General features: G+C 52.1%; 24 protein-coding genes. 11 read left to right on the top strand and 13 right to left on the bottom strand.

The genetic code is table 11. The features are described 5' to 3' along the window. Positions 1 to 22: 22 nt before the first annotated feature. The gene (gene greB, locus VHA_RS02825) at positions 23 to 508 is read right to left on the bottom strand and encodes a transcription elongation factor GreB (protein ID WP_005501634.1); all 486 of its coding nucleotides are present in this window, start codon (positions 506 to 508) and stop codon (positions 23 to 25) included. A 231-nt stretch (positions 509 to 739) separates the two neighbouring features. Here greB and ompR point away from each other — a divergent pair, with 231 nt between their 5' ends. From ompR to VHA_RS02810, 3 genes are all read left to right on the top strand, one after another. Beyond that, the gene (ompR, locus tag VHA_RS02820) at positions 740 to 1,456 is read left to right on the top strand and encodes an osmolarity response regulator transcription factor OmpR (RefSeq protein ID WP_005501628.1); all 717 of its coding nucleotides are present in this window, start codon (positions 740 to 742) and stop codon (positions 1,454 to 1,456) included. 3 nt (positions 1,457 to 1,459) lie between these two features. Beyond that, a complete protein-coding gene (envZ, locus tag VHA_RS02815; RefSeq protein WP_005501626.1) occupies positions 1,460 to 2,803 on the top strand; it encodes a two-component system sensor histidine kinase EnvZ in 1,344 nt (447 codons plus the stop codon). 131 nt (positions 2,804 to 2,934) lie between these two features. Further along, positions 2,935 to 3,309, top strand: coding sequence for a GntR family transcriptional regulator (locus VHA_RS02810; RefSeq protein WP_005501624.1), 375 nt, complete (start codon positions 2,935 to 2,937; stop codon positions 3,307 to 3,309). 47 nt (positions 3,310 to 3,356) lie between these two features. Here the strand turns inward: VHA_RS02810 and recG are convergent, their stop codons facing one another. From recG to VHA_RS02750, 12 genes are all read right to left on the bottom strand, one after another. After that, positions 3,357 to 5,438, bottom strand: a complete 2,082-nt coding sequence (gene recG, locus VHA_RS02805) for an ATP-dependent DNA helicase RecG (protein ID WP_005501622.1) — start codon at positions 5,436 to 5,438, stop codon at positions 3,357 to 3,359. A 33-nt stretch (positions 5,439 to 5,471) separates the two neighbouring features. Continuing rightward, positions 5,472 to 6,164, bottom strand: coding sequence for a tRNA (guanosine(18)-2'-O)-methyltransferase TrmH (gene trmH, locus VHA_RS02800; protein ID WP_005501620.1), 693 nt, complete (start codon positions 6,162 to 6,164; stop codon positions 5,472 to 5,474). Positions 6,165 to 6,227: 63 nt separating this feature from the next. Beyond that, positions 6,228 to 8,336 (bottom strand): bifunctional GTP diphosphokinase/guanosine-3',5'-bis pyrophosphate 3'-pyrophosphohydrolase, encoded by a 2,109-nt coding sequence (spoT, locus tag VHA_RS02795; protein WP_005501618.1) that lies wholly within the window; start codon positions 8,334 to 8,336, stop codon positions 6,228 to 6,230. 24 nt (positions 8,337 to 8,360) lie between these two features. After that, positions 8,361 to 8,636 (bottom strand): DNA-directed RNA polymerase subunit omega, encoded by a 276-nt coding sequence (gene rpoZ / locus VHA_RS02790; RefSeq protein ID WP_005501616.1) that lies wholly within the window; start codon positions 8,634 to 8,636, stop codon positions 8,361 to 8,363. A gap of 94 nt (positions 8,637 to 8,730) precedes the next feature. Beyond that, entirely contained in the window at positions 8,731 to 9,354 is a 624-nt protein-coding gene (gene gmk / locus VHA_RS02785) for a guanylate kinase (protein ID WP_040528105.1), read from the bottom strand. Between the two features lie 144 nt (positions 9,355 to 9,498). Continuing rightward, positions 9,499 to 11,604: a flagellar biosynthesis protein FlhA gene (gene flhA / locus VHA_RS02780; RefSeq protein ID WP_005501612.1), complete on the bottom strand. Its 2,106-nt coding sequence runs from the start codon at positions 11,602 to 11,604 to the stop codon at positions 9,499 to 9,501. Positions 11,605 to 11,613: 9 nt separating this feature from the next. Next, entirely contained in the window at positions 11,614 to 12,741 is a 1,128-nt protein-coding gene (gene flhB / locus VHA_RS02775) for a flagellar biosynthesis protein FlhB (protein ID WP_005501610.1), read from the bottom strand. Between the two features lie 4 nt (positions 12,742 to 12,745). Next, positions 12,746 to 13,516 carry a flagellar biosynthetic protein FliR gene (gene fliR / locus VHA_RS02770; protein ID WP_005501609.1) on the bottom strand — a complete coding sequence of 257 codons (771 nt, stop codon included), beginning with the start codon at positions 13,514 to 13,516 and terminating at the stop codon, positions 12,746 to 12,748. Positions 13,517 to 13,519: 3 nt separating this feature from the next. Then, the gene (fliQ, locus tag VHA_RS02765; RefSeq protein WP_005501606.1) at positions 13,520 to 13,789 is read right to left on the bottom strand and encodes a flagellar biosynthesis protein FliQ; all 270 of its coding nucleotides are present in this window, start codon (positions 13,787 to 13,789) and stop codon (positions 13,520 to 13,522) included. Between the two features lie 2 nt (positions 13,790 to 13,791). After that, entirely contained in the window at positions 13,792 to 14,523 is a 732-nt protein-coding gene (gene fliP / locus VHA_RS02760; RefSeq protein WP_005501604.1) for a flagellar type III secretion system pore protein FliP, read from the bottom strand. Further along, positions 14,523 to 14,873 carry a flagellar motor switch protein FliN gene (gene fliN, locus VHA_RS02755; RefSeq protein ID WP_005501601.1) on the bottom strand — a complete coding sequence of 117 codons (351 nt, stop codon included), beginning with the start codon at positions 14,871 to 14,873 and terminating at the stop codon, positions 14,523 to 14,525. The genes fliP and fliN overlap by 1 nt, the downstream gene beginning before the upstream one ends. An 11-nt stretch (positions 14,874 to 14,884) precedes the next feature. Continuing rightward, entirely contained in the window at positions 14,885 to 15,775 is an 891-nt protein-coding gene (locus VHA_RS02750) for a FliM/FliN family flagellar motor switch protein (protein ID WP_005501599.1), read from the bottom strand. A 788-nt stretch (positions 15,776 to 16,563) separates the two neighbouring features. On the opposite strand from VHA_RS02750, the gene VHA_RS18385 reads away from it, so the two are divergent. The 8 genes from VHA_RS18385 to VHA_RS02710 all read left to right on the top strand — a co-directional run bounded on the left by VHA_RS18385 (position 16,564) and on the right by VHA_RS02710 (position 24,339). Further along, positions 16,564 to 17,400: an OmpA family protein gene (locus VHA_RS18385; protein WP_123912581.1), complete on the top strand. Its 837-nt coding sequence runs from the start codon at positions 16,564 to 16,566 to the stop codon at positions 17,398 to 17,400. A 3-nt stretch (positions 17,401 to 17,403) separates the two neighbouring features. Continuing rightward, a complete protein-coding gene (locus VHA_RS02740) occupies positions 17,404 to 18,804 on the top strand; it encodes a sigma-54 interaction domain-containing protein (RefSeq protein ID WP_005501593.1) in 1,401 nt (466 codons plus the stop codon). Positions 18,805 to 18,874: 70 nt separating this feature from the next. Then, positions 18,875 to 19,219, top strand: a complete 345-nt coding sequence (gene fliE, locus VHA_RS02735; protein ID WP_005501592.1) for a flagellar hook-basal body complex protein FliE — start codon at positions 18,875 to 18,877, stop codon at positions 19,217 to 19,219. A 17-nt stretch (positions 19,220 to 19,236) separates the two neighbouring features. Next, positions 19,237 to 20,883, top strand: coding sequence for a flagellar basal-body MS-ring/collar protein FliF (fliF, locus tag VHA_RS02730; RefSeq protein WP_005501590.1), 1,647 nt, complete (start codon positions 19,237 to 19,239; stop codon positions 20,881 to 20,883). Further along, positions 20,870 to 21,865, top strand: a complete 996-nt coding sequence (fliG, locus tag VHA_RS02725; RefSeq protein ID WP_050778520.1) for a flagellar motor switch protein FliG — start codon at positions 20,870 to 20,872, stop codon at positions 21,863 to 21,865. The genes fliF and fliG overlap by 14 nt, the downstream gene beginning before the upstream one ends. Positions 21,866 to 21,903: 38 nt before the next feature. Further along, a complete protein-coding gene (gene fliH, locus VHA_RS02720) occupies positions 21,904 to 22,566 on the top strand; it encodes a flagellar assembly protein FliH (protein WP_005501587.1) in 663 nt (220 codons plus the stop codon). Next, positions 22,559 to 23,899, top strand: a complete 1,341-nt coding sequence (gene fliI, locus VHA_RS02715; RefSeq protein ID WP_040528051.1) for a flagellar protein export ATPase FliI — start codon at positions 22,559 to 22,561, stop codon at positions 23,897 to 23,899. The genes fliH and fliI overlap by 8 nt, the downstream gene beginning before the upstream one ends. 2 nt (positions 23,900 to 23,901) lie before the next feature. After that, the gene (locus VHA_RS02710) at positions 23,902 to 24,339 is read left to right on the top strand and encodes a flagellar export protein FliJ (RefSeq protein ID WP_005501585.1); all 438 of its coding nucleotides are present in this window, start codon (positions 23,902 to 23,904) and stop codon (positions 24,337 to 24,339) included. Positions 24,340 to 24,380: the final 41 nt, after the last annotated feature.

The raw sequence follows: 24,380 nt of genomic DNA, 5'->3' as shown, positions 1-24,380 counted from the left end.
ACTGTCACGCCAGGGCATGACGTTACTGTTCGTCTTGTTGGTAGCGGATACGGTTTACGTACCAGACTTTTGGCCCTTCAGGGGTGGCGACCACGGCTTCGTCGTCGACTTCTTTTTTGATCAGGGCGCGGGCCATCGGGCTGTCGATAGAAATATAGTCTTTGCGGCCGTAAATTTCGTCCGGGCCGACAATGCGGAAAGAAAGGGTGTCGCCGTCGTCGTTTTCGACATCGACCCAGGCGCCGAAAAACACCTTGCCGTCCTGTTGTGGACTATAGTCAATCACGCGCAACACTTCGAGACGCTTTCTGAGATAGCGGACGCGGCGGTCGATTTCACGCAGCAGACGTTTATTGTAGGTGTAGTCGGCATTTTCAGAGCGGTCGCCAAGACTGGCAGCCCAGGACACAATTTTTGTGATTTCTGGCCGGCGCTCGTTCCAGAGGTAATCGAGCTCTTGTTTGAGTTTGTTATAACCTTCTCGGGTAACCAAATCGGTTTTTTTCATTCTGCTTTCCGAGTGCTATCGTGGCTTTCTGGCAAGAGTTATAACCGCTTTGCTGCCATGATTAAAGTCATCGCGCCTTGCAGCGTTACGTTGAAGCATGAAAAACACAGTGAATTTTTAGGTCGGGGTTACAACTGGTAACAGTTTTTCTTCCCATCGTGTCATAGTCTGGTGTCTTATATCAGCGTTAATATTGGTGGCATTCCCACCCTCCGGAGAGAAAGGTAAGGCATGCAAGATAATCATAAGATCCTGGTTGTTGACGACGATATGCGTCTGCGCTCGCTGCTTGAGCGTTATTTGTCTGAGCAAGGTTTTCAGGTGCGCAGTGTGGCGAATGCCGAGCAGATGGACCGTTTGCTCTCCCGCGAGAATTTCCACCTGATGGTGCTGGATTTGATGTTGCCGGGCGAAGATGGCCTGTCCATTTGCCGCCGCCTGCGCCAGGCCAATAATCAGTTGCCTATCCTGATGCTCACCGCCAAAGGCGATGAGATTGACCGTATTGTCGGTCTGGAAGTCGGCGCGGACGATTACCTGCCTAAACCGTTCAATCCGCGTGAGTTGCTTGCGCGTATCCGTGCCGTTTTACGCCGCCAGACGGTTGAAGCACCCGGGGCGCCGGCCAGTGAAGAGAAAGTGGTGGAGTTTGGTCAGTTTCGCTTAAACCTCGGCACCCGTGAAATGTTCCGTAACGATGAGCCACTGACCCTGACGTCCGGCGAGTTTGCGGTGCTGAAAGCCCTGGTCACCAACGCCCGAGAGCCGATGTCACGCGATAAGCTGATGAACATGGCCCGTGGCCGTGAGTATTCTGCTATGGAGCGTTCCATTGACGTGCAAATCTCGCGACTTCGCCGCATGATTGAAGAAGATCCCAGCAAACCCCGTTACATCCAGACGGTATGGGGGCTGGGCTATGTATTCGTACCGGATGGAGAAGCCTAATCCATGCGCTTCTCCCCACGCAGTAACTTTGCCCGTACACTCGTGGTGATGGCTGGCCTTCTGATTGCCAGCCAGATTTTCTCCTACCTCACCATACTGAATTACGCCCTGCTGCCGAGTATCAAGCAGTTCAACAAAATCCTTGCCCATGAAATCCAGGTGATGCTGAACGGGGACATGACACTGTCGGATGGCAAGGTATACCACCTCGATGAAGGGCTGCGTCGCCAGCTGTTAGAAAAGCTGGGTGTGACCATGCATGATGATGCTGATCCTGTGATGATGGAGGAATTCCGGCATGCGGCGGAAGTGGATTACCTGAGCGCCGACATGTCGGAAAAACTCAATGCCCCGACGGAAGCCCGTATCAGTCTGGAATCGAAAAATTATGTGCTCTGGCTTGAGAGTGCGGCGTTTCCGGGGTATGTCATGCGTATCCCGCTGTCTGAATTGCACCAGGATGATTTCCAGCCCCTGTTCTTCTATTCGATGTTTATCGCCCTGCTGGTGATTGGCGGGGGATGGATGTTTATCAAGGTGCAGAACCGTCCACTGGCGGTGCTGGAAAAGGCAGCGCTGGAAGTAGGACATGGCAAGTTTCCCCCTCCTGTGCCGGAGTGCGGAGCCTCTGATATCCGCGCGGTGACCAGGGCGTTTAACCAGATGAGTGACGGTATTCGTAAGCTTGAGGAAGACAGAGCGCTGCTGATGGCCGGTGTCAGCCATGATCTGCGAACGCCACTGACCCGTATCCGCCTGGCGACAGAAATGATGTCTCCGCAAGACAGTTATCTGGCCGAGAGCATGATTAAGGACACCGAGGAGTGTAACGAGATCATCAATCAGTTTATGGATTACCTGCGCTCAGTACAGCTTCAGGACATGAGTGAGATTGACCTGAATCTGGTGGCAGAAGATGTCTCGGTGGCTGATGGTGCAACCGGGCACGAGCTTGAAGTGGTGAAAGGCGAGTTGGTAGGGAACCTTGAGGCCAACGAAGTGGCTATCCGCCGTGCGGTGACCAATCTGGTGGTCAATGCGGTGCGTTATGGTAATGGCTGGGTGAAAATCAGTACCGGAACCTCGGCAGATCGCCGCCACCAATGGATAGCGGTGGAAGATAACGGTCCCGGGATTGCCGCTGATCAGGTTGAGACTGTGATGCAGCCTTTTACCCGTGGTGACACCGCGCGTGGCTCTGAAGGTACGGGCCTTGGCCTTGCTATCGTCAAGCGCATTGTTGAGCAGCATAATGGCGCGTTAAAGCTCAGTGAACGTTCACAAGGCGGTTTGCGGGCCCAAATCGTATTGCCAGTGACCAAGCGGCAAGGACGGAAACGTCTGTAAACCTTCCCAGAAAAAGTGCGGGTTTGTCCTGCACTTTTCTTTTTTGATATGAAAGATAACGCATAAAACTGTCTCATATTTGAGCCTTCTGCTAATACTGTAATAAAACGCCGATACAGCAGAGATCCAATATGAAGATCGTTATCGACCCACATGATCCGTCGCCAAAGTTCCGTCAGCTGATGACGCAAATCCAGCGTCAGATTGTGGCGGGTACGCTGATCCCCGGTGAGAAACTGACGTCTGTCAGAAAGCTGGCTACAACGCTCAATATCAATCCGATGACGATTTCCCGTTGCTACCAGAAGATGGAAAAAGAAGGCTGGCTGGAGCGTAAACGCGGTGTCGGCATGATTGTCGCCCGTCAGGGTTTACAGGGCAGGATGGAAGACAGGTTCAGGTTTATCAAGCCCACGCTGAACACCCTGATTGCTGATGCCAGAGAGGTGGGTTACAGCAAATCGGAAGTGATGGCGCTGGTGATGCAATACTGGGATGAGGGGTAACACCGGAACCGGGTTTATAATGAAAATGAAAGGGCGGGAGACCGCCCTTATGCATTGCTGTATTTGTCTTTGCTGCCAAGCCAACGTGTGATGATGGCTTTGGCGTTCTCCGGGTAATGTTGGTGCAGGTAAAGTGCCAGTTTCTGTACTTCCGGGATCAGTTTCTGATCACGTACCAGATCTGCAATCTTAAACTCTGCTATCCCCGTTTGTTTGGTGCCCAGCAGCTCGCCGGGTCCCCGGATTTCCAGATCGCGCTGGGCAATCACAAAGCCGTCGCTGCTTTCACGTAACACGCCAAGGCGCTGGGTAGCGGTTTTTGACAGTGGCGCGTGGTACAACAGCACACAGTGACTGGCCACCGAGCCCCGGCCAACCCGGCCACGAAGCTGGTGAAGCTGGGCAAGCCCCAGACGCTCCGGGTTTTCGATGATCATCAGGCTGGCATTGGGCACATCTACGCCGACTTCAATCACCGTCGTGGCCACCAGAAGGTGAAGCTCCCCGGCTTTAAATGCCTGCATTACTGCCTGTTTTTCGGCCGCTTTCATCCGGCCATGCACCAGACCAATTTTCAGATCGGGCAGGGCACGGGCCAAATCATCGGCGGTGTCTGCGGCGGCCTGCGCTTCCAGTACTTCAGATTCATCAATCAGGGTGCAGACCCAGTACGCCTGCCGCCCTTCCCCGATGCAGGCGGCGTGGACACGGTTGATGATGTCGATGCGGCGGGTATCGGGTACAGCAACGGTCTGGATCGGGGTACGGCCCGGCGGCAGTTCGTCGATAATGGAGGTGTCCAGATCGGCATAGGCGGTCATTGCCAGCGTACGGGGGATTGGTGTGGCGGTCATGATGAGCTGGTGCGGGTGAATGCCCTGCTTCATGCCCTTTTCGCGCAGTTCAAGGCGCTGGTGGACACCAAAGCGGTGCTGTTCGTCAATGATCACCAGTGCCAGCTTGTCGAACTCCACCTGCTTCTGGAACAGGGCATGGGTGCCGACTACCATTTTGGCCTCACCGCTGGCAATACTGGCAAGCTGGGCTTCTTTGGCCTTTCCGGTCAGTTTACCCGCCAGCCAGCCGACGGAAATGCCCAGTGGCTCCAGCCAATTGGCGAAGTTTATGGCGTGTTGTTCGGCAAGCAGTTCGGTCGGGGCCATCAGGGCGACCTGATAACCTTGCTCAATCGCCTGCAAGGCCGCGAGCGCAGCCACCAGGGTTTTGCCTGAGCCGACATCGCCCTGCACCAGCCGCATCATGGGTTTATTCAGCCCCATGTCGCGTTCGATATCCGCCACTACGCGGGATTGCGCGCCGGTTGGCGAGAAGGGCAGTGAGGCAAGCAATTTTGGTTTTAATTCAGTCGAAGGCGGTAGCGAAAATGTCGGATCTTGCTGCAACTTGCTGCGAACGGCGAGCATGGACAGGTTTTGGGCTAAAAGCTCTTCCAGGATCAGGCGCTTCTGCGCCGGGTGCTCGCCCTTTTCCAACTGGGCGACAGAAATATCCGGCGTAGGACGGTGCAGGATCTTCAGGGCATCACGCAGAGTGATTTGCCTGTCGTACAAGCCTTCCGGCAGCAATTCCTGTACAGCTGCGCCATCAAGCAGTGCGAGTGCTTGGCTGGTGAGGTTACGGAGCGTGAGCTGGCGCAGGCCTTCTGTGGTCGGGTAAACCGGTGTCAGGGTCTCTTCCAGTGTAAGCTCGGTGGGCTCTGAGAAGACTTTGTATTCCGGATGGATGATTTCAAGGCCGCTCTGACCGCGTTTGATTTCACCATAGGCTTTGACGCGTTTGCCCTGTTCGAGGCTGTTTTTCATTGCCGCGTTGAAGTTGAAAAAGCGCAGGGTCAGTGAACCGTTGCCGTCGGTGATTTTCACCGTCAGCATCCGGCGGCGGCCAAATACTGTGTTGTTGCTGACCACTTCTCCTTCTACGGTGGCATGTTGCCCGGGCATCAGGCTCATGATGGGCCAGACACGGGTACGGTCTTCGTAGCGGTAGGGGAGATGGAACAGCAGGTCCTGCACGGTAAACAGTCCGAGCTTTTCCAGTTTTTCGGCCATTTTCCCGCCCACGCCGGTCAATGAGGTGACGGGGACGGCATCTAACATTGAAGCGCGCATGGCGGTCTCATCTCTCCTGCATTTGCATTGAAATTACTTGGCGGCCTGCATGCTGGCCCACCAGGTTGGGTCTGCCACAATTTGACCTTCGTCATCGAGCGCCGGGTAAGGCAGGCCTTTGCGCCTGGCCACTTTTGCCAGCACCGGATGACCCCGTTCAAAAAGGATCCGGTCAACCTCCGCCTGTGGGATCAGGGTACGGGTGCGCTGGTACATACCGGCATTCTGGCGCTGGCGCTGTGCTTCGTAAAGAATCAATGCACTGGCGACCGAGACATTGAGTGACTGTACCATACCTACCATGGGAATGATGATGTCCTGATCGGCCAGTGCCAGCGCTTGTTGGCTGATCCCGGTTTTCTCCTGCCCCATCACAATGGCGGTCGGTTTGGTGTAATCAATCTCACGAAAGTCTACCGCGGTCTCGGACAGGTTGGTGACCAGGATCTGCATCCCTTTGGCTTTTAGGGCAGCAAAGGCGTCCGGCGTGTTGTCATGGGTGACAACATCCACCCAGTTGCGGGCGCCGGCAGAGGTGCCGCCTAAAGTGCGCATCTTGCTGTTTTTCGGCCAGACAGCGTGAACCTGATGAATGCCTACGGCGTCCGCCGTGCGGATAATGGCAGAGATATTGTTCGGCTTGTGGACTTCTTCCATGCACACTGTCAGGTCGGGCTGGCGGGTGGCCAGTACCTCATGAATGCGTGCAAAACGTTCTGGTGTCATGTGTTTCCCGTTTATAAAAACGCCCGCATCAGCGGGCGCTTTGGTTGATCGAGGACGCTCAGGTCAGTTTTTTCGTCGGACCACTTTCACCACATTCGGCATGATCCGGAGGCGGCGCATGATATTGGCCAGGTGTACGCGGTTTTTGGTCGTTAGCTTAACGTAAATCGTGTACAGGCGGCCGTCGCGCTCTTCGGTGGTCAGGCCCTGGATATTTGAGCCTGTGGCCGCGATGGCATTGGTCAGGTCTGCCAGTGCACCCTGGTGGTTGTGCATATCGATACGCAATGCGGTAGCAAAGTCCTGATCGATATCGGCGCCCCATTCCACGGGCATATATTTATCCGGCTCCTGACTGTAACCGCGGATGTTGGCACACTCTTCGCGATGGATAACCAGACCTTTGCCCGGACTGACGTGACCGACGATATGATCGCCTGGAATAGGGCGGCAGCAGTTGGCATAGGTCAGCAGGATGCCTTCAGCGCCCCGGATAGGCAGGCATCCGCCTTGCTCTTCCAGGCTGTCTGCATCACCCAGCAGGCGCTTGGCGATCACCACACTCATCAATTCACCCAGACCAATAGCAGCCAGCAGGTCGTTGATGGTGTCGAGTTTCAGATCCACCAGAACCTTGTCGATGTTCTCCTGCTCAATGTCCTGAATGTTCTTTTCACCCAGGGCATGGTTGAGCAGGCGACGGCCAAGGATAATGGATTCTTCGCGACGCTTGGTTTTCAACACCTGGCGAATCTTGGTACGTGCCCGCGAGGTCACCACATAATTCAGCCAGGCAGCATTGGGGCGTGCTCCGGGGGCGGTGATGATCTCGATGGTCTGGCCGTTTTTCAGCGGCTGGCTGAGCGGGTAAGACTGGCGGTTCACCCGGGCTCCGACACAGGAGTTGCCCACATCGGTATGTACTGCATAGGCGAAGTCCACTGCCGTCGCACCGACCGGCAATTCGACAATGCGTCCTTTCGGCGTAAAGACAAACAGTTCGTCGGGGAACAGGTCTGATTTCACGCTCTCGATAAACTCAAATGAGCTGCCGGCACTTTGCTGGAGCTCCAGCAGGCTCTGCATCCAGCGCTGGGCCCGGACCTGTGCGGTTGTGCCACCACCACTGGCGCGCTCGGCACCGTCTTTGTATGCCCAGTGTGCCGCGACTCCTTTGTCCGCCATCTGATCCATGTCTTCGGTACGGATTTGCACTTCCACCGGTACGCCGTGGGGGCCAATCATGGACGTGTGCAGGGACTGGTAGCCGTTCGCTTTCGGCACCGCGATGTAATCTTTCATCCGGCCCGGGCGTGGCTTGTACAGGTTATGCATCTGCCCCAGCACCCGGTAGCAGGTATCGACCGTGTCGACAATCACCCGGAAGGCATAGAGATCCATGATGGTGTGGAAGCGCTGCTCTTTATTCTTCATCTTGTTGTAGATGGAGTAGAGGTTCTTCTCACGGCCCAGCACCTTGGCATTGATGCCCGCATCCTGGAGGCGGCCTTCAATTTCGGCGTGGATTTTCTGGATCATCTCTTTGCGGTTGCCACGCGCCTGGATCACCACTTCACGCAACACGCGGTAGCGGTTGGGGTAGAGGGCCTCAAAGCCGAGCTCTTCCAGTTCCACCTTGATATTGTGGATACCCAGCCGGTGTGCCAGCGGGGAGAAAATCTCAAGGGTTTCGCGGGCGATACGGCGACGTTTGTCCGGACGCAGTGCGCCCAGCGTGCGCATATTGTGTGTGCGGTCAGCGAGTTTGATCAGGATAACGCGGATATCATGGGCCATGGCCATGATCATTTTGCGGAAGTTCTCCGCCTGCGCTTCCTGACGATCGCGGAATTTGAGTTTATCAAGCTTGGAGACGCCATCCACCAAATCGGCGACGGTATCGCCAAAACGCTGTTGCAGGTCTTCTTTGGTGACTTCGGTGTCTTCAATCACGTCATGCAGCAGGGCTGCCATCAGGGTTTCGTGGTCGAGACGCATTTCCGCAAGGATACGGGCAACAGCGATAGGGTGGATGATATAGGGTTCACCGCTTGAGCGGGTTTGCCCTTCGTGGGCATCTCGTGCGACCAAATACGCTTGCCGGAGTGCCTCAAGGTGAGGCTCCGGCAAATATTGTGCAGCGACTTCTTTCAGGCTATCAAAGAGATACAATCTGCCTGCTTCCCTGACGTTAGATTAGCGAAGAGTTCCTGTGATGGTGCTGACAGCAGCCATTTCTGCTGCTTCCTGTTCTTGTTGCTCTTGACGCTCACGGGCATCCAGGATCTCTTTGGTGATCAGGCCTTCCTCAATTTCACGCAGAGCGATAACAGTTTGCTTGTCATTCTCTTCCTGAACCAGTGCGTCTTTACCACCAGTTTGCATTTGGCGTGCGCGGCGAGCTGCTACCAATACTAGGTCGAAACGGTTGCCAATTTTTTCAACAGCGTCTTGAACGGTTACGCGTGCCATGAAGAACTCCAGTAAGTAATAAAATCAAAATGACCGAAAATTATACAAAAGCGAACTGGCCTAAACAACAAACATCTTTTGCTGTCAGCGCGCTTTATTGCTCCAGTAGTCTGTCAATCATATCGTGATGACGACTGTATTGCTTGTCTTGTTTCATCCGCTCGGCGCGAAGGATAGCTTTCATGTCCATCAGGGCCACATCGAAATCGTCATTTACGATAACGTAATCATATTCGTTATAGTGGGAGATCTCGGAGCGGGCCTCTTCCATCCGTTTTGCGATGACCTCATCGGTATCCTGACCACGCGCATTCAGGCGACGTTCAAGCTCTTCACGGCTTGGCGGCAGAATGAAGATGCTTTTTGCATTGGGCATTTTCTCGCGGATTTGCTGGGCGCCTTGCCAGTCAATATCGAGGAAAATGTCGATACCTTTTGCCAGCATGTCTTCAATCCACAGGCGTGATGTGCCATAGAAGTTACCGAACACCTCGGCATACTCCAGGAACGCATTTTTCTCGATCAGCGCTTTAAATTCGTCAACAGACACGAAATGGTAGTGAACGCCGTTTTCCTCTCCCGGGCGTGCTGCGCGGGTGGTATGGGACACAGACACTTTCATGTCATAACGGGGATTGTCTTTCAGCAGGGCCGAAATCAGGCTTGATTTACCGGCACCGCTGGGCGCTGAAACGATATAAAGCGTACCTTGGCTCATGGTCATGATCACTGTGAGATGAAAGGGCGCGCAGGTTACCATGAACGCCCGCTAAAAAAAATCCACCTTGACTGCGTTGCGTGCTTTTCTCACGCTTTCCTGTGGTGTTAGAAAGCATACCGCATGTTGGGTGATGGTGTGTTATCAGCCCATGTTGCCAACAACAGACACATTTCTGTCATCGGGAATTTCGTTAAACGAGAGTACGTAAAGCCCTCGCGCACAGACGCGTGCGTAGCGGGCCAGCAATGGGCGTAACTGCGGCATGACCAATAAAATAGGGGGATGGCCATTGATGCGCATGGAATCCAATACGTCAGGCAGGCTGCGTTGCAGCTTATCGATCAGGCTGGGTTCCAGTGCAAAGCCATCCAACTGAACGTGTCCACTGGCCTGTGCCTGACTGAGCGCGTCCAATAGCATGTTTTCTAATTCACCAGAGAGGGTAATTGCCGCCACTTCCCGTGCCGTGCCGACTAGCGCACTGAGAATATTTCGACGCAGTGCACAGCGAATGTCGGCGGCAAGAAAGATGGGGTCTTTTGACAATTCTGACGATTCCACCAGGGCGTTTGCGATGGTCACGATATCGTTCAGTGACACGCCATCTACGGCCAGTTGGCGGAATACGCGCAGCAATTGTTGTGGTGTCAGTTTCTGTCGTAAATCGTCGGCAAGACGCGTGTTCAACTGGCTCAGCCGATTCATCACGCTTTCTACTTCATCGGGCCCGATAATCTCATCAACATACTCGTTGAAGATTTTGCTGATATGTGTCGAGATGATAGTGGCATGGTCAACGACGGTATACCCCAGGTTGATGGCTTTGTCTTTGTTGGCCGTTTTTATCCAGACGGCTTCCATATTGTAAGCCGGGTCGCGGGTTAAAATGCCATCGACCTCGCCGAATACCTGACCTGGGTTGATCGCCAGCAGGTGGTCCAGTTCCAGCTCCACTTTTTCCACGTTCGCATCGCGTACTGCGATTTGATACTCATTTGGCTCCAACCCTAAATCATCACGGACATGAATCTGTGGGATCACAAAGCCACGTTTTTCTGACAGGGTTTTACGAATGCCTGCCAGCCGATTAAGCAGCTCTGCACCCTGACGACGGTCGATAAGGTTCACCAACCGGTATCCGACACTCAGTGTTATCGCATGGACGCGCGGAATATCACTGGCACTGATTTCGTGGTGTTCTTGTGCAATAGGAGCGGCTTCAACCAGGGCCTCAGCACGGGCCAGATCTTCCGCGACTTGCGGACTTTCCGTCCGTTGTTGCAATTTCCAGCCGACCAGGCCCAGCACGGCAGCGAAGCTTAAAAAGGCAAGGTGTGGCATACCAGGAATCAGGCCGAGCACCACCATAATGCCTGCTACCACTAAGATAACAACGGGAGAGGCCAGCATCTGACGCGAAATTTGACCGGAAAGGTCTGACGCATCACTCACCCGGGTCACAATGATCGCAGAGGCGGTGGCAAGCAAAAGGGATGGGATTTGCGCAACCAGACCATCACCAATGGTTAACAGGGCGTAGGTTTTGAACGCGGAGGAAAAGTCTAAACCGTAAGAGAACACACCGATCGCGATACCGCCGATGATGTTGATGAACAGGATCAACATCCCGGCGATGGCATCGCCCCGGACAAACTTCGATGCACCGTCCATCGAACCATAGAAATCGGCTTCGGTGGCAATGGTTTCACGTCGTGCTTTGGCTTCCAGATGATCGATAATGCCGGCATTGAGGTCTGCATCAATCGCCATCTGCTTGCCGGGCATGGCATCAAGTGTAAAGCGTGCACTCACTTCGGAAATGCGTTCGCCCCCTTTGGTGACCACAACGAAGTTGATGATCATTAAAATAACGAACACCACCATACCGACCACGTAGTTACCGCCGATAACGACATCACCAAACGCCTGGATCACCTTACCGGCGGCATCGCCACCTTCATGGCCATGCAACAATACAACACGGGTTGAGGCCACGTTCAGTGCCAGACGCAACAGGGTGGCAACAAGTAAAATGCTGGGGAACACAGAGAAATCGAGCGGTTTTTTGCTGTAAACGGCGACCAGCATGACTATCAATGCCAGCACAATGTTGAACGTGAACAGGATATCCAGCAAGAAAGGCGGCATGGGCAGCATCACCATCGCCAGAATGGTCATCAGCAGGAGAGGGATCCCCAGTTTTCCTTTGGCTACTACTTGATTGATAGAGGCAAATTTCGTTTTCATGATCACCGCTTATCGTCGAAGTTCTTCAGGGACAACCACTGTAGGAAACGTAGGCCGGTTACTCTGTCTGCCTTTCTTGTATTGATCCAACTGGAAGACATAGTTCAGTACATGGGCAACAGCGACATACAGTTGTGCCGGGATTTCTTGCCATTCATTGGTAGAGTAATACACCGCGCGGGCAAGAGGCGGTACCTCAACGACCGGTAAACCGTGTTGTTGCGCAATTTGTCGGATTTGCAGCGCCGCCTGATCGACACCTTTTGCAATCACAAACGGTGCGTTAGCTTTGCTGAGATCATATTTCAACGCGACCGCATAATGGGTTGGGTTGGTAATAATCACGTCGGCTGTCGGTACCGTTTTGGCAAATGCACGTTGTGACATCTGGCGCTGGAGCTGTCGTATACGCGCTTTGATTTCCGGTCGGCCTTCTGTGTTTTTGTGCTCTTCTTTTACCTCTTGTTTCGTCATCTTCAGCTTTTTGATGTATTCATAAGAAGAGTAGGGCATTTCCAGCACCGCGATAAATAAAAGCACCAGGCCATAGACAAACAAGCCCGTCCATAATAAGTCCAGGAAAGCGGGAATAGCCGCACTGAGGCGGGTGTGCTGAAGGGCAATGATTTCATTTAGGTAGTGATTAATAAGCCAATAGAGCGCGCCACCAATAAAGGTGACTTTCAATATGCTTTTAATCAGCTCAACCAAAGAGTTGGCAGAGAAAATACGCTTGATACCGGATAAGGGATTCAGTTTCGACAACTTGGGCATCATGGCTTTGGTCGATATATTCCAGCCACCCCGAAGCAGATTTGCGCCGATCGAAACCAGCATGATCAGCGCAAATAAGGGTGCCAAGGCTTGTGTAGCCAAAATGGCACTTTGCCACAGAAGTTCGCCCATTTTATCTGGAGAGAAAATCGTGTCCTTGTCGATATTCAGTGTCATTTCAGACACGGAAACAATCGTATGATGTATTGCGGATGAAAAGGCACTGAGCAGCAGTGCGCTGGCAACCATCATTAACGCCGTGACCAATTCCCTGGAGCGTGGGAGATTACCCTCCTCGCGCGCCTTGCGAATTTTCTGTTCACTGGGGCGTTCCGTTTTGTCCTGGGCACTGCTATCGCTCATATTATCAGCCCTCCAAGTGCGTCATCAGGGTCAGAATCTCACCACAAAAATTGGCAAAGTTATGTGGAATGCCCGACATGGTCAGAAACAGGCATGCGAGACCCAGCAGCAAGGTCATGGGAAAGCCCAGCGCAAAAACATTCAACTGCGGCGCGGCACGGTTCATGACACCGAAAGCAATATTCACGAGTAGCATAGCGATCATCGCGGGCAAGGACAGTAGCAAAGCTGCGCCTATCATCCAGCTAAACTGCATGAATACGGTTTTGAGCGCCATTTGACTCATTGTTTCACCGACTTGCCAGATATCGAAACTCGTTACGATTACCTCTAATGCGATGAGGTGACCATCGAGAGCAAGAAACAGCAAAATCGCAAAAAGCTGATAGAACTTACCGATAGACGCAATACTGACGCCATTGACGGGGTCATTCATCATCGCCATCCCCAATCCCATCTGAGTGGAAAGAATTTGGCCGAGCGTCATAAAAACAGAGAATAGCAACTCCAGCACAAACGCCATAATGCCGCCGATGAGAATTTCTTTCGCTGACAACAATGCGGCTTGCAATGACAAAGGTTCAACCTCTGGCATAGGCGGCATCAAGGGCGCGGCAATGGCGGCAATCAACCACGTCAAACCGATCCGCACTTGCACGGGAATATTCATTCCACCAAAGATGGGCATCATGGTCAAAAAGGCACCGATCCGAAGAAACGGCCACCAGATCTGACCAAACCACGCCATGACCTGGGCGTCAGTGAGCGTGTACATGGGTTACCCAATAAGGTGGGGAATGTCTTGAAACAGGCGAGCGAAAAGATCGCTGAAAGTGCGCATCATCCATGGTCCGGCAAAACCCAGCATCGCGAGCGTGACCAAAAGACGTGGCAAAAAACTCAACGTTTGTTCGTTGATTTGCGTGGCAGCCTGAAAAATGCTCACCACCAGGCCAACCAGAAGGCCTGGCAGGATAAGGACACAAACCATACTGACAATCATGAACAGGGCGTCACCAAAAAACGCCGAGACAAATTCAGATCCCATCATTATCCGAAACTCGCAGTAAGGGTACCAACCAACATGCTCCAACCATCGACCATCACAAAAATCATCAGCTTGAATGGCAATGAAATGATCAGTGGTGACAGCATCATCATCCCCATCGCCATCAACACGCTGGAAACAACGATGTCGATGATGAGGAACGGCACAAACAACATAAAACCGATCTGAAAGGCGGTTTTAAGTTCACTCAGTACAAACGCAGGCATCAGTAACAGCAAGTCGATGTCTTCACCGGCTTGATGCGGTGGTTCGTTTGCGATCCGCAGAATTTGGTCAAGATCCGTTTCACGCGTCTGTTGCAGCATAAAGGCCTTAAGCGGCTTTTCCGCCACGGAGACGGCTTGTTGCAGCGAGAGCGTCCCATTTTGATAAGGCTTGACGGCATTCTCATGGATGTCGGTTAACACCGGACGCATCGTAAACAGCGTGAGAATAAGCGCAATGCCGACCAACACGGTGTTGGGCGGGCTTTGTTGCAAGCCAATGGCTTGGCGTAAAATACCCAGCACAATAATGATCCGCGTAAAGCTGGTGACCATTAAGAGCATGGCTGGCAGGAAGCTCAGCATGGTCATGAGCAGGAAAATCTGCATCTTCACGCTGTATTCTTCCGTACCGTCTGGGCCTGTTACGGTGAGCACAGGCAAGTCCTGCCCAAATGCGGGCAAGCTGAACAACAAAAAGAAAATAATGAACAGAGGCTTCTGTTGCATCAATTGGCCAATCCTCTCAGCATGTCTTTTTCATCGACAACGTTCACCAGGCGCAAGCCATATTTGTTATTCACGACCACCACTTCTGCGTGACCGAGCAGTGTGCCGTTTACACGTACATCCATCGGTTCGCCACTGAGCTTATCCAGCTCTATCACCGAGCCGACGTTGATATTCATCAGATCGCCCACCTTAAGTTCGGTGCTCGCCACTTCCAATGTCAGATTGACAGGAATGTTGCGAATAAAACGCATGTCGTTGCTGCTGACGGGAGCGGGAGCGTCTGAACTCGGGCCACCCAGATCAAGGTCATTGAGATCCAGATTCAAATCGTTATTTAAGTCAGTCATGATGCTCTTAACTACTGTTCAATTACGTTTTGCACTTGAAGCACGAGAGTCGCATTCTGTTCAGCGACCTTGGCCGTAAACAAAGGTGTCCTTCCTGCCCGAACAACCACTTCACCGGGTAGCTCGACCGGGATCACATCACCGACTTTCAGTGCCATGATGTCTCCAAGTGATAATTGGCGTTCGCAAAGCGTGCTTAACAGGCGTATTGGTGCCTTTTTCAATGTTGCGTTGACAATGTGTTGCAACTCAGGGGCTGTCGCCGCATCGTCATCTGTGGCGTGCCGGTGGCGAAGAAAATCCAGCCCGTTGAGTGGCAAGCTGATATCAATCCAACCCTGATGACCACAGACATTCATCGTGAACCGGCAGATCTGATGCAGCTGGCTGTCTTGCCGCGTATTTTCAAGGTCCAGATTCTCTTTGGGCTGCAACTGACATTGCCAGGGTGAAACGGATTGCCAGGCGATGGCGTATTGGTCCAGCATTTGACCAAAGAAACGCGCCATCATGCGCCATTCAGTATCACTGATGGTTGTGCGTGCCTTGACAATCCCTTTGCCACCAAAAAACAAATCTACCAAGAGAAACTGCAATTCTTTCTCAATGACCAGTACCCCATTGAAGTGGTGTGGTGACACCGTAAATTCACGATAAAGTGACTGTTCACCCATGGCTTTCAGGTGATCCTGAAGCGTCTCGGTGTGTTGTTGCTGATACGTAAATTCAACCGGACAACGCAGAATATGTTGGAATGCCTGCTTAGCCAGGGTTTCGAACTGTTTGCATACGTTGTCAATGGTTGCCAGAACGGCTCCGATGCGGTGCTCTGGGCTGGTAAGGTCGTAAGGCCTTACATCGGCCAGATCGTTTTCTGCGATGATTTTGCTTCTCTTTGTCATAACCACTCACAACCAAATAATCCGATGCAGTCGTACGTCTAAAGACCTAACAGATGCCTGAGGGCAGGCCGCTGTTGCTCAAATCAAATGTCTGCTTTCTTAATCACTTGCCTGTTGTTTTTTCCGGAAATTATCCGGTCTGTAACAGCGCTATTTACGAAAATAGCGAACGCAAGTGGACAAAAAGTGTGCGGAGACTAAATATTGAGCAGCGTTTTGTCAATGAGAAATGCACGACTTTTTATCGATTTTCATTTTTTGATGGTGATATTCATCGCATAATCTAATGCTATGAAAAAAGGGGGATTTATTCATTGTTTTAAAATAAAAAACCAAAAATCAACAATATTTAGCATTAAAAATCGATATTTGATTATGAATAGCTATAAAAAAGTTAAAAGTATCGAATGTTTAAATTTTAAACAAAGTGGTTTTTCACAGCGTTTTTGGTGTTTATAATGCATTAGAGTCAAATGGTGCTTGACATGATGGAGAGAGTATGGTTTAAAGCTGTCCGCTTAAAAAGTGATCAATTCATCTTTTTCGACATCTGGCAATTGGTGAAAAAGAACACCACCTGCATTGAGAGCAGGTGAATGGGTTTGTCTGGTTTTGTAGGCGACGGTGTTGGTGCTGTCTAACTCTTGGCCTGACGTTGCAAACCCCCAGCGGTGCACTCGTGAAAAACGTGTGTGGCGTTGGATCTAATCCTCCCTTTTGGGGATTGCATTGTGTTGAAGATAAAAGTTACTGCATGAATGAGGCATCTGATGAGGCGCTTGCTCTGTTTGTTTTTTTTGTTTTCACCACTGGCTTTCTCTGCGGAAAGACTTTGGTTTTCTGATCTAGATAGCACCCGTTGGTTGTTCAGTGGTGACAATAACCGTTGTGAATTGACGTATTGGATTGATGGTTTTGGCAACGTCAATCTTGTTGCTGAGCCGGGGGTGCCTGTCAGCGTTGAAATTCAGCCTACGTCTGGCGATAAGGTAAAAAGCCTGATGTCGGTGGAGGCTATTGCACCACCTTGGCATGCCGATGTGGCTGGACCTCTGACTTACGCTGGCAACACTCAGGCACGTCTGGATGGCGGGCTCTCTCTCAATAAGGCGCAGCCAATTTATGACGCGTTATCACATGGAGATTGGATTTGGCTCAGTCTTCAAGATCGTGAGGGGGATATCCAGAGCGTACAAATTACCAATGTGAATTTTTCTGTTGTCGCAGAGGCATTCAATGCGTGTCGCGCGCAACTACTCCCTATCAGCTATGGAACAGCAAGAAATACCGTCCTCAACTTTGCCAATGGCGCGTTTGAGGTGGATGCAGGGAATGCAAAAGATTTGGCGTCAATTGCAGAATTGATTGCCAGTGACAGCTCCATCAACAAGGTTCTGATTGATGGTTATGCAGGCGATTATTCAGACCGTTCTGCGAACTTACGTCTTTCGCAAAGCCGTGCGGAGGAGGTGGCTTCGCTGCTGGTTGAGTCGGGTGTGCCGTTATCGAAATTAGAAATTCGCTGGCATGGAGACAGATACATCGTCACGGAGGAGAGTGAACAACAAAGCGATAAAAAACGATATGTCACAGTGCGTTTAATCAAAAAAAATCGTGTCGGGTGATTCATGAAACAGAAATGGCAAATCTTGATGCTTCAAAGTTCAACGGTAAACATGAGCAATCTGGTGCATGTGCAACATACCGATTTTGAACTGGTGGATGCCCCCTGTTTTGACACGTTTTCACGCATGATGGCATCTCGTCACTGGGATATGGTGCTGGTACCGAGCAAACTCGACGATGGCTCAGATGTTGCGGAGTGTCTGACAACAGCGCCGTTTAACCGGTTTGGGGGTTTTGTGGTTGTGGTGGCAAACGTGGCTCAGGCAGGCTCTGTGTCACGTGCGATGCAACATGGCGCAGCCGATTATTTATTGGCGCCGCTTGAGACGTTTCATCTCGTCCAGCTAGTCAACCGGCTGAAAATGCTGGAAGGGGCAGGTGGAGAAGTGGTCGCGGAATCACAATACAACCGACAGCTTTTTCAAATGGCACAGCGTGTTGCCCAAACGGATGCGTCTGTATTGATCACAGGAGAAAGCGGTACAGGTAAAGAAGTGCTGGCACGTTTTATTCACAATGCATCTCCCCGCGCGAATGGCCCGTTTGTGGCGATTAACTGCGCGGCGTTACCTGAAACCATGGTGGAATCTATTTTGTTTGGTCATGCCAAGGGGGCATTCACAGGTGCGGCACAGGCCTATCCAGGCAAATTGGAGATCGCCAACCATGGCACCCTGTTGCTGGACGAAATCGGGGAATTGCCACTGACGATGCAAGCCAAGCTGTTACGTGCGCTCCAAGAGCGTGAAGTGGAACGTTTGGGGTGCAATAAAAAGGTCAAGCTGGATATCCGAGTGGTGGCAGCCACTAACCAGAACTTGGAACAGGCGGTGGCTGAAGGGCGTTTTCGCTCTGATCTTTATTACCGCCTCAATGTGTTCCCATTGCAGTGCGCACCGTTACGAGAGCGTCGACAAGACATCCTGCCTTTGGCAGAACACATGGTGAAGCGATACATGCCGGACTTTTACCAGTCGATTTGCTTTTCTGATGACGCACAACGGGCAATGGAAAACTATGGTTGGCCGGGCAATGTCCGTGAGTTGGAAAACGTGGTTCAACGCGCATTGGTATTAAGCCGTGGGTGTGAAATTCGCAGTGAAGACTTGAATTTGCCGGGCACGATGTATCTGACGACACAAATGAATGAGCGAGAAGAGGCAGTCATGTTTGCTGAGCCGACCATAGAGCCTCAACGCCATTATGTGGCTCAGGAAGAAAGTCCGTCTTTGCAGAAAAGTCGAAAACGGGCGGAGTTTGACACCATCATCGATACATTGCGCCGCTTTGATGGTCATCGTAGTAAGACGGCGCAAGCACTAGGGGTGACGACGCGCGCCCTGCGTTACAAGATCCAAACCATGCGTGAAAACGGATGGGATGTGGATCAGATACTGGCGTAAGAACAGGGCGATTCGAACAAAAAGCCTGTTCCATCATTAACGGTATGACCAAACGTTTGAGGTTGATGAAATGCAAAAAGAACTGCAGAACTTAGACAGTGTTGTGAGTCAAATTAATGATATCCGCCAGCAGGTTGCGAGTATCAATACCCTGCCGATTGCCTCCAATCCTATGAATCAGGGGGCAGCGGAGAACGTGTCATTTTCTGACGTCATCTCTAGCACCATTCGCAGTGTTGACAACATGGGTAAAGAAGCATCAGCCCAAATGCATGCCGTTGACACAGGTCAAAGTGATGATCTGGTGGGCGCCATGATTGCCAGCCAGAAAGCCAGTTTGTCATTTTCGGCCATGGTGCAGGTGAGAAACAGCCTGATGACGGCCTACAACGATGTCATGAAAATGCCGGTGTAGTGTAATAGGTGACGTAGGTGATCAACGTACTCAAAAACAAATTAGCCACGCTGAATATGGCGGTTTCACCACAGCGTGTGTTTAGCGGCGCCCGCACTGTTGCACTGCTGGGCACCATTGCGGTTGCAGTCGCTGTCGCCGTGGTGTTAGGGCTCTGGCAAGGAGGGGAGTATCGTCCGCTATATGGTGAACAGGAGCAGTATGATCGTAATCAGGTGATTGCTGCACTTGAGCAAAATCGCTTCGACTACTACGTTGAGCCACAAAAAGGCAACATCATGGTTGAGCGCAGTCAGGTGGCGGCAGCACGTATTGCAATGGCTGCGGCGGGTATAGAGGCAAAAGTACCTGCCGGACTGGAAATTCTGAATAAAGATTTTGCCTTAGGCACCAGTCAATTTATCGAAAACGCCCGATACCGACATGGTCTTGAAGGGGAACTGGCCCGCTCGATTATGACGCTCGATGGTGTCAGTAATGCGCGCGTTCATTTGGCGCTTCCCAAGCAAACTTTGTTTGTCGGTCGTAATAAGGAACTGCCATCGGCATCCGTTGTGGTGGTGCTGACGCCAGGTCGTGTACTGCATAGTGACAACATTGCCGCCATCGTCAATTTGGTGGCAGGCAGCGTGCCTGATCTACAGGCTGATCGCGTTAACGTGATTGATCAGCACGGTAACTTATTGTCCAACCAGATTGGGCAGGGGACCGGTATCGGTGAACTGGGGAACAGCCAATACCTCAGCTACACACAAAAACTGGAAGCCGAGTACATTGAAAGTGCCGCCAAAATGCTGCGACCGATGGTGGGCGTCAACAACTTTCAGGTAGAAGTCGCGGCAAGTGTCAATTTTGACCGCGTGGAAGCGACGGAAGAATCCTATGGCCCGAAAGGAACGGTGCGTAACGAATTCAGTTCGTTTGATAATGAGGGGCAGAAGGAGCCAGAAGGCGTACCGGGCACACAGAGTAACCGGCTGCCAGAAGGGAAAGAGGACGGTGATGGTACCTTGGTTAACAAGCGTGGTGAATCGTCCAAAGACTATGCAGTTGACCGCACGTTAAAGCACATCAAGTACCAACAGGGTTCGGTTGAACGCCTGACGGTATCGGTGTTGCTTAACGGCGAAGCGGAAAGTTTTAGTGATGCACAACGTGAGAATATCCGCACCATGCTGATTGATGCATTGGGGCTGGATGAGGCGCGTGGTGACAAGCTGAGTCTGTTTGTGCATCCATTTAATACGGATGCGCCTGAGTTGTTGGCGTCAACGCCGTCCTGGTGGATGGATAATATTTGGTTGGATTACCTGCGTTACATTTTGTCAGCGGTGGTATCTCTGGTGATATTGCTGGTGGTTATTCGTCCTGCTGTCCGTGCTCTGGCGCAGCAAAACGCGTCACGGGAAACGGTGAATGCAGGCGCTAATGAAGGCACGCTGAGTCGAACCGTTGCGGGCGAGTTTGTGGGCGGGAGTACTGACATGGCGGTCGGTTCAGAGGGCAGTAAAACACCTGCGATGAATGACATGCCAGATTTGCCGACACCAGAAACGGGACTTGAAGGTCAGTCGTCGTATTTACAAATGCTATCTGAGCGAGAGCCAGAGCGTGTTGCCCATGTTGTGAAACAGTGGATGACCCCGAAAAATGCAGACATTTGATCTTAATACAGGCGTAGAACATGCCGCCATTCTTTTGCTCAGTATGGGCGAAGAAGCTGCAGCGAATGTGCTGAAGCAGCTTAACCGCGAACAAGTGCGGCAGCTGACAATGACCATGGCCAGCCTTCCTGCATTAAAAAATGATGAAGTGTCGAACGTATACCGTCGATTTTTTGATGATTTCAGAGCGGAGTCCGGCATTTCAGGTGCGTCGCGTGCGTATCTTGAACGCACGCTGGACAAAGCGTTGGGACGCTCGTTGTCTGAGCCTTTGCTGAATGCAATTTATGGCGACACATTGAAACAGAACCTGCAATCGTTGCAGTGGCTTGAGCCGTCAAAAATTGCTGAGCTTATCAGTGGCGAACACCCACAGATGCAGGCGGTGTTTCTGGCTTACCTCGATCCGGATGTGGCGTCGGAGGTATTGATGCACCTGCCGGAAAGCAGCATGGACGATCTGCTTTATCGTGTTGCGAATCTCAGTGAAATCCATCCAAGTATGGTGGAAGAGGTGCAGGTGTTGATTAACCGTTTCCTTGAATTGCCTGCGCAGCAAAGCAGCACGCCGATTGACGGCACGGATCAGGCGACAGCGATCATTAATCGTCTCAAGCCTGATTACAGTCTCAAAGTCATGCAAGGCATGAAGGAGCACGACCCTGAGCTGGTTGGGAAGCTGGAAAGTAAAATGTACAACTTCAGTATTCTTGAGCAGCAGAGTGAAGAAACGCTGGAGCGCCTGGTACAGGATATTAATCAGGAAACCCTGGCAGTGGCACTGAAAGGCGCAAGCCAAGCCCTGCAGGACAAGATTTTTGCCACCATGACAAAACGCGCTGCGCAATATCTGCAAGATGCTATTGAAAGCAGTGGGCGCGTGCGTGCGAGTGTGGTTGAAGAAGCACGACAAGAGATCGTTACCTTGCTGCGTCAGTTGGCCGATTCGGGAGAAATCGAACTGCAACTGTTCAGTGAATAAGGGGCGGATTCAGTATGAATAAGAGGGCGCCGTTAATTATGCATCCAACGCCTGGGCAGTATCGAAACTACCACTTCCCATCGCTGCTTTCTGCAGAGGATGACGTGTATGGCAATGAAAGTGGCAGCTATCAGGATGAGTTTCAACGTGGCTTTGATGACGGCCACCAAAAAGGGTTCGACCAAGGGTATCAGGAAGGGATGAACCAGGGTGTTGAAACAGGTAGGCAGGAAGGGCTGCAACAAGGTATTCAGCAGGGGATGGAGCAAGTGAAAGAACAAATGCACAGCTCTGTCACCGCGGTTGATCAGTTGATGAAGCAGACAGAAACGCTGTTTCACCAGTATGTTCGCGATCAAAGTGAAATGATCTGTGATTTGGTGGAAAAGGTGGCATGCCAGGTGATTCGTACCGAATTAACATTGCAGCCTAGCCATATGATCCGCCTGATCAATGAAGCATTGGCTGAGATCCCTGAACAACAGAAAAACGTCACCGTGTATTTAAATCCGCAGGACTGCCAGCGTCTGATTGAATTAATGCCAGATGCGGTAGCAAGCTGGACGCTGAAACAGGATGAATCATTGGCAACAGGAAGCTGTCGCGTCGTCAGTGATGATGCTGAGGCCATTGCCGATATCGATGAACGTCTGGAGGTCTGCATGGATTCTGTACGTGAGAGCGTGATGGGCGATGCGTGATTATGCCGCGGAACTGTCCGCACGCCTGTTGAGCGCAGGCCAGCATATTCCTGAGGTTCCCGTTGCGCGCAGCTACGGACGTTTGGTGCGTATGGCCGGATTGACCATGGAAGCGGTGGGTTGCCGCTTGTCCACGGGGCAGCGCTGTCTGATTGAAACCGATCACGGTGACATGGTGGAAGCGGAAGCGGTCGGGTTTGACCGCCATGCGACGGTACTGATGCCAATCCGTCACACCACCGGGTTGCGTCCGGGTTGCCGCGTTTTGCCACTGTTTGGCGACAGCAAAATTCCGGTGGGTCCAAACCTGTTGGGGCGCGTACTCAACGGATTGGGTGAGCCGTTAGACAGTCTGGGGCCATTGTGTTGCGAACAGCGTGTGCCTTTACAGGGCGATACCATTAATCCGCTGAAACGTCAGCCGATTACCCATCAGCTTGATGTCGGCGTGCGTGCGATTAATACCATGCTGAGTGTGGGCAAAGGCCAGCGTTTGGGGCTGTTTGCAGGCTCGGGTGTCGGTAAGAGTGTGCTGCTAGGCATGATGACGCGCAATACCTCTGCCGAGATCACCGTGGTGGGATTGATCGGGGAGCGTGGACGGGAAGTGCGTGAATTTATCGAGCATTCGCTGGGTGAAGAAGGCATGCGCAACGCCGTGGTGATCGCCTCTCCTGCTGACGATCCGCCGCTGATGCGACTGCGTGCCTCGGTACTTTGTCACCGTATTGCGGAATACTTCCGCGATCAGGGCAAAGACGTCTTGCTGCTGATGGACTCGCTGACGCGCTATGCGCAGGCACAGCGCGAAATCGCCTTATCGGTAGGGGAGCCCCCGGCGACGAAAGGGTATCCGCCTTCCGTATTCAGCTTGCTGCCCCAACTGGTCGAGCGGGCAGGCAATGGCGCCAGTGACGGTGGGTCGATAACGGCGTTCTATACCGTGTTGTCAGAGGGGGATGACCAACAGGATCCGATTGCCGATGCGGCGCGGGCGATCCTGGATGGACACATTGTCCTGAACCGTGCGTTGGCAGAGCAAGGGCATTATCCGGCGATAGACATTGAGCAATCGATTAGCCGTGCCATGCCGCAAATTGTGTCAGCAGAACACCTGAAACGCGCACAGCGGGTGAAACAATTGTATGCCCGTTATCGGCAGGTTCAGGAATTGATCTCGTTAGGGGGGTATCAGCAAGGCGCAGATCATGAGCTGGATCTGGCTGTGCAGGCATACCCGTCGATTTGTCAGTTTCTTCAGCAAACCATGCATGAAAACGTCACGCTGACGGACAGCATGGAGCAATTCATGCAAATACCGGGTGTTGACTAATCATGCGACGAGTAGCAGCGGTTAGCCGTTGGCGGGATCAGCAACAAAAACGGCTGGATGATTTGAAAACCCAAGCGGGGGAAGCGGCCCGCCGCCATCAGGCGCATCAGGCGCGTCTTAATTTGCTGGAAAACCTGAAGACGCAATACGCGTTTTCTGCCGGCGAACAGGTGTCGTCCTTGCTGATGAAGGGGACTGCACGCTTTCGCGGCCAGCTTGACAACCTGAGCCTGATGCAAAAGCAGGAAATGATGCTGTCAGAGATAGAGCTGCGCAGTGTGAATGAGCGTGTCGTTAACCAGCACCGTCAGGTGAAAATGTGCGACAAGGTCATAGAAAAAAGGATGAACGCCATCAACCAGAAAAAAGCCAAGGCCGAGCAGAAAATGCTGGATGAATTGGCGATGCAAGCGAGCGCCCGCCGACATCAGTGCTGTTGACGCGCGCTTTGATGGGGATTGATGCGCTGTGAGTTGATCGA

The sequence above is a fragment of the Grimontia hollisae CIP 101886 genome (assembly GCF_000176515.1).
Lineage (GTDB): Bacteria > Pseudomonadota > Gammaproteobacteria > Enterobacterales > Vibrionaceae > Enterovibrio > Enterovibrio hollisae.
Note: the sequence above shows the minus strand (reverse complement) of the source record. Positions and strands in the feature narration are given on the sequence as shown.

Excerpts from the sequence above, each read along its gene's own strand:
- fliI (WP_040528051.1), top strand. The coding sequence starts at position 22,559 with ATGCGTGATTATGCCGCGGAACTGTCCGCACGCCTGTTGAGCGCAGGC.
- fliG (WP_050778520.1), top strand. The coding sequence starts at position 20,870 with ATGCAGACATTTGATCTTAATACAGGCGTAGAACATGCCGCCATTCTT.
- greB (WP_005501634.1), bottom strand. The coding sequence starts at position 508 with ATGAAAAAAACCGATTTGGTTACCCGAGAAGGTTATAACAAACTCAAA.
- fliE (WP_005501592.1), top strand. The coding sequence starts at position 18,875 with ATGCAAAAAGAACTGCAGAACTTAGACAGTGTTGTGAGTCAAATTAAT.
- ompR (WP_005501628.1), top strand. The coding sequence starts at position 740 with ATGCAAGATAATCATAAGATCCTGGTTGTTGACGACGATATGCGTCTG.
- fliR (WP_005501609.1), bottom strand. The coding sequence starts at position 13,516 with ATGTACACGCTCACTGACGCCCAGGTCATGGCGTGGTTTGGTCAGATC.
- fliN (WP_005501601.1), bottom strand. The coding sequence starts at position 14,873 with ATGACTGACTTAAATAACGATTTGAATCTGGATCTCAATGACCTTGAT.
- VHA_RS02740 (WP_005501593.1), top strand. The coding sequence starts at position 17,404 with ATGAAACAGAAATGGCAAATCTTGATGCTTCAAAGTTCAACGGTAAAC.
- flhA (WP_005501612.1), bottom strand. The coding sequence starts at position 11,604 with ATGAAAACGAAATTTGCCTCTATCAATCAAGTAGTAGCCAAAGGAAAA.
- recG (WP_005501622.1), bottom strand. The coding sequence starts at position 5,438 with ATGCGCGCTTCAATGTTAGATGCCGTCCCCGTCACCTCATTGACCGGC.
- fliH (WP_005501587.1), top strand. The coding sequence starts at position 21,904 with ATGCATCCAACGCCTGGGCAGTATCGAAACTACCACTTCCCATCGCTG.
- flhB (WP_005501610.1), bottom strand. The coding sequence starts at position 12,741 with ATGAGCGATAGCAGTGCCCAGGACAAAACGGAACGCCCCAGTGAACAG.
- rpoZ (WP_005501616.1), bottom strand. The coding sequence starts at position 8,636 with ATGGCACGCGTAACCGTTCAAGACGCTGTTGAAAAAATTGGCAACCGT.
- gmk (WP_040528105.1), bottom strand. The coding sequence starts at position 9,354 with ATGAGCCAAGGTACGCTTTATATCGTTTCAGCGCCCAGCGGTGCCGGT.
- fliP (WP_005501604.1), bottom strand. The coding sequence starts at position 14,523 with ATGCAACAGAAGCCTCTGTTCATTATTTTCTTTTTGTTGTTCAGCTTG.
- VHA_RS02750 (WP_005501599.1), bottom strand. The coding sequence starts at position 15,775 with ATGACAAAGAGAAGCAAAATCATCGCAGAAAACGATCTGGCCGATGTA.
- fliQ (WP_005501606.1), bottom strand. The coding sequence starts at position 13,789 with ATGGGATCTGAATTTGTCTCGGCGTTTTTTGGTGACGCCCTGTTCATG.
- envZ (WP_005501626.1), top strand. The coding sequence starts at position 1,460 with ATGCGCTTCTCCCCACGCAGTAACTTTGCCCGTACACTCGTGGTGATG.
- VHA_RS02710 (WP_005501585.1), top strand. The coding sequence starts at position 23,902 with ATGCGACGAGTAGCAGCGGTTAGCCGTTGGCGGGATCAGCAACAAAAA.
- VHA_RS02810 (WP_005501624.1), top strand. The coding sequence starts at position 2,935 with ATGAAGATCGTTATCGACCCACATGATCCGTCGCCAAAGTTCCGTCAG.
- trmH (WP_005501620.1), bottom strand. The coding sequence starts at position 6,164 with ATGACACCAGAACGTTTTGCACGCATTCATGAGGTACTGGCCACCCGC.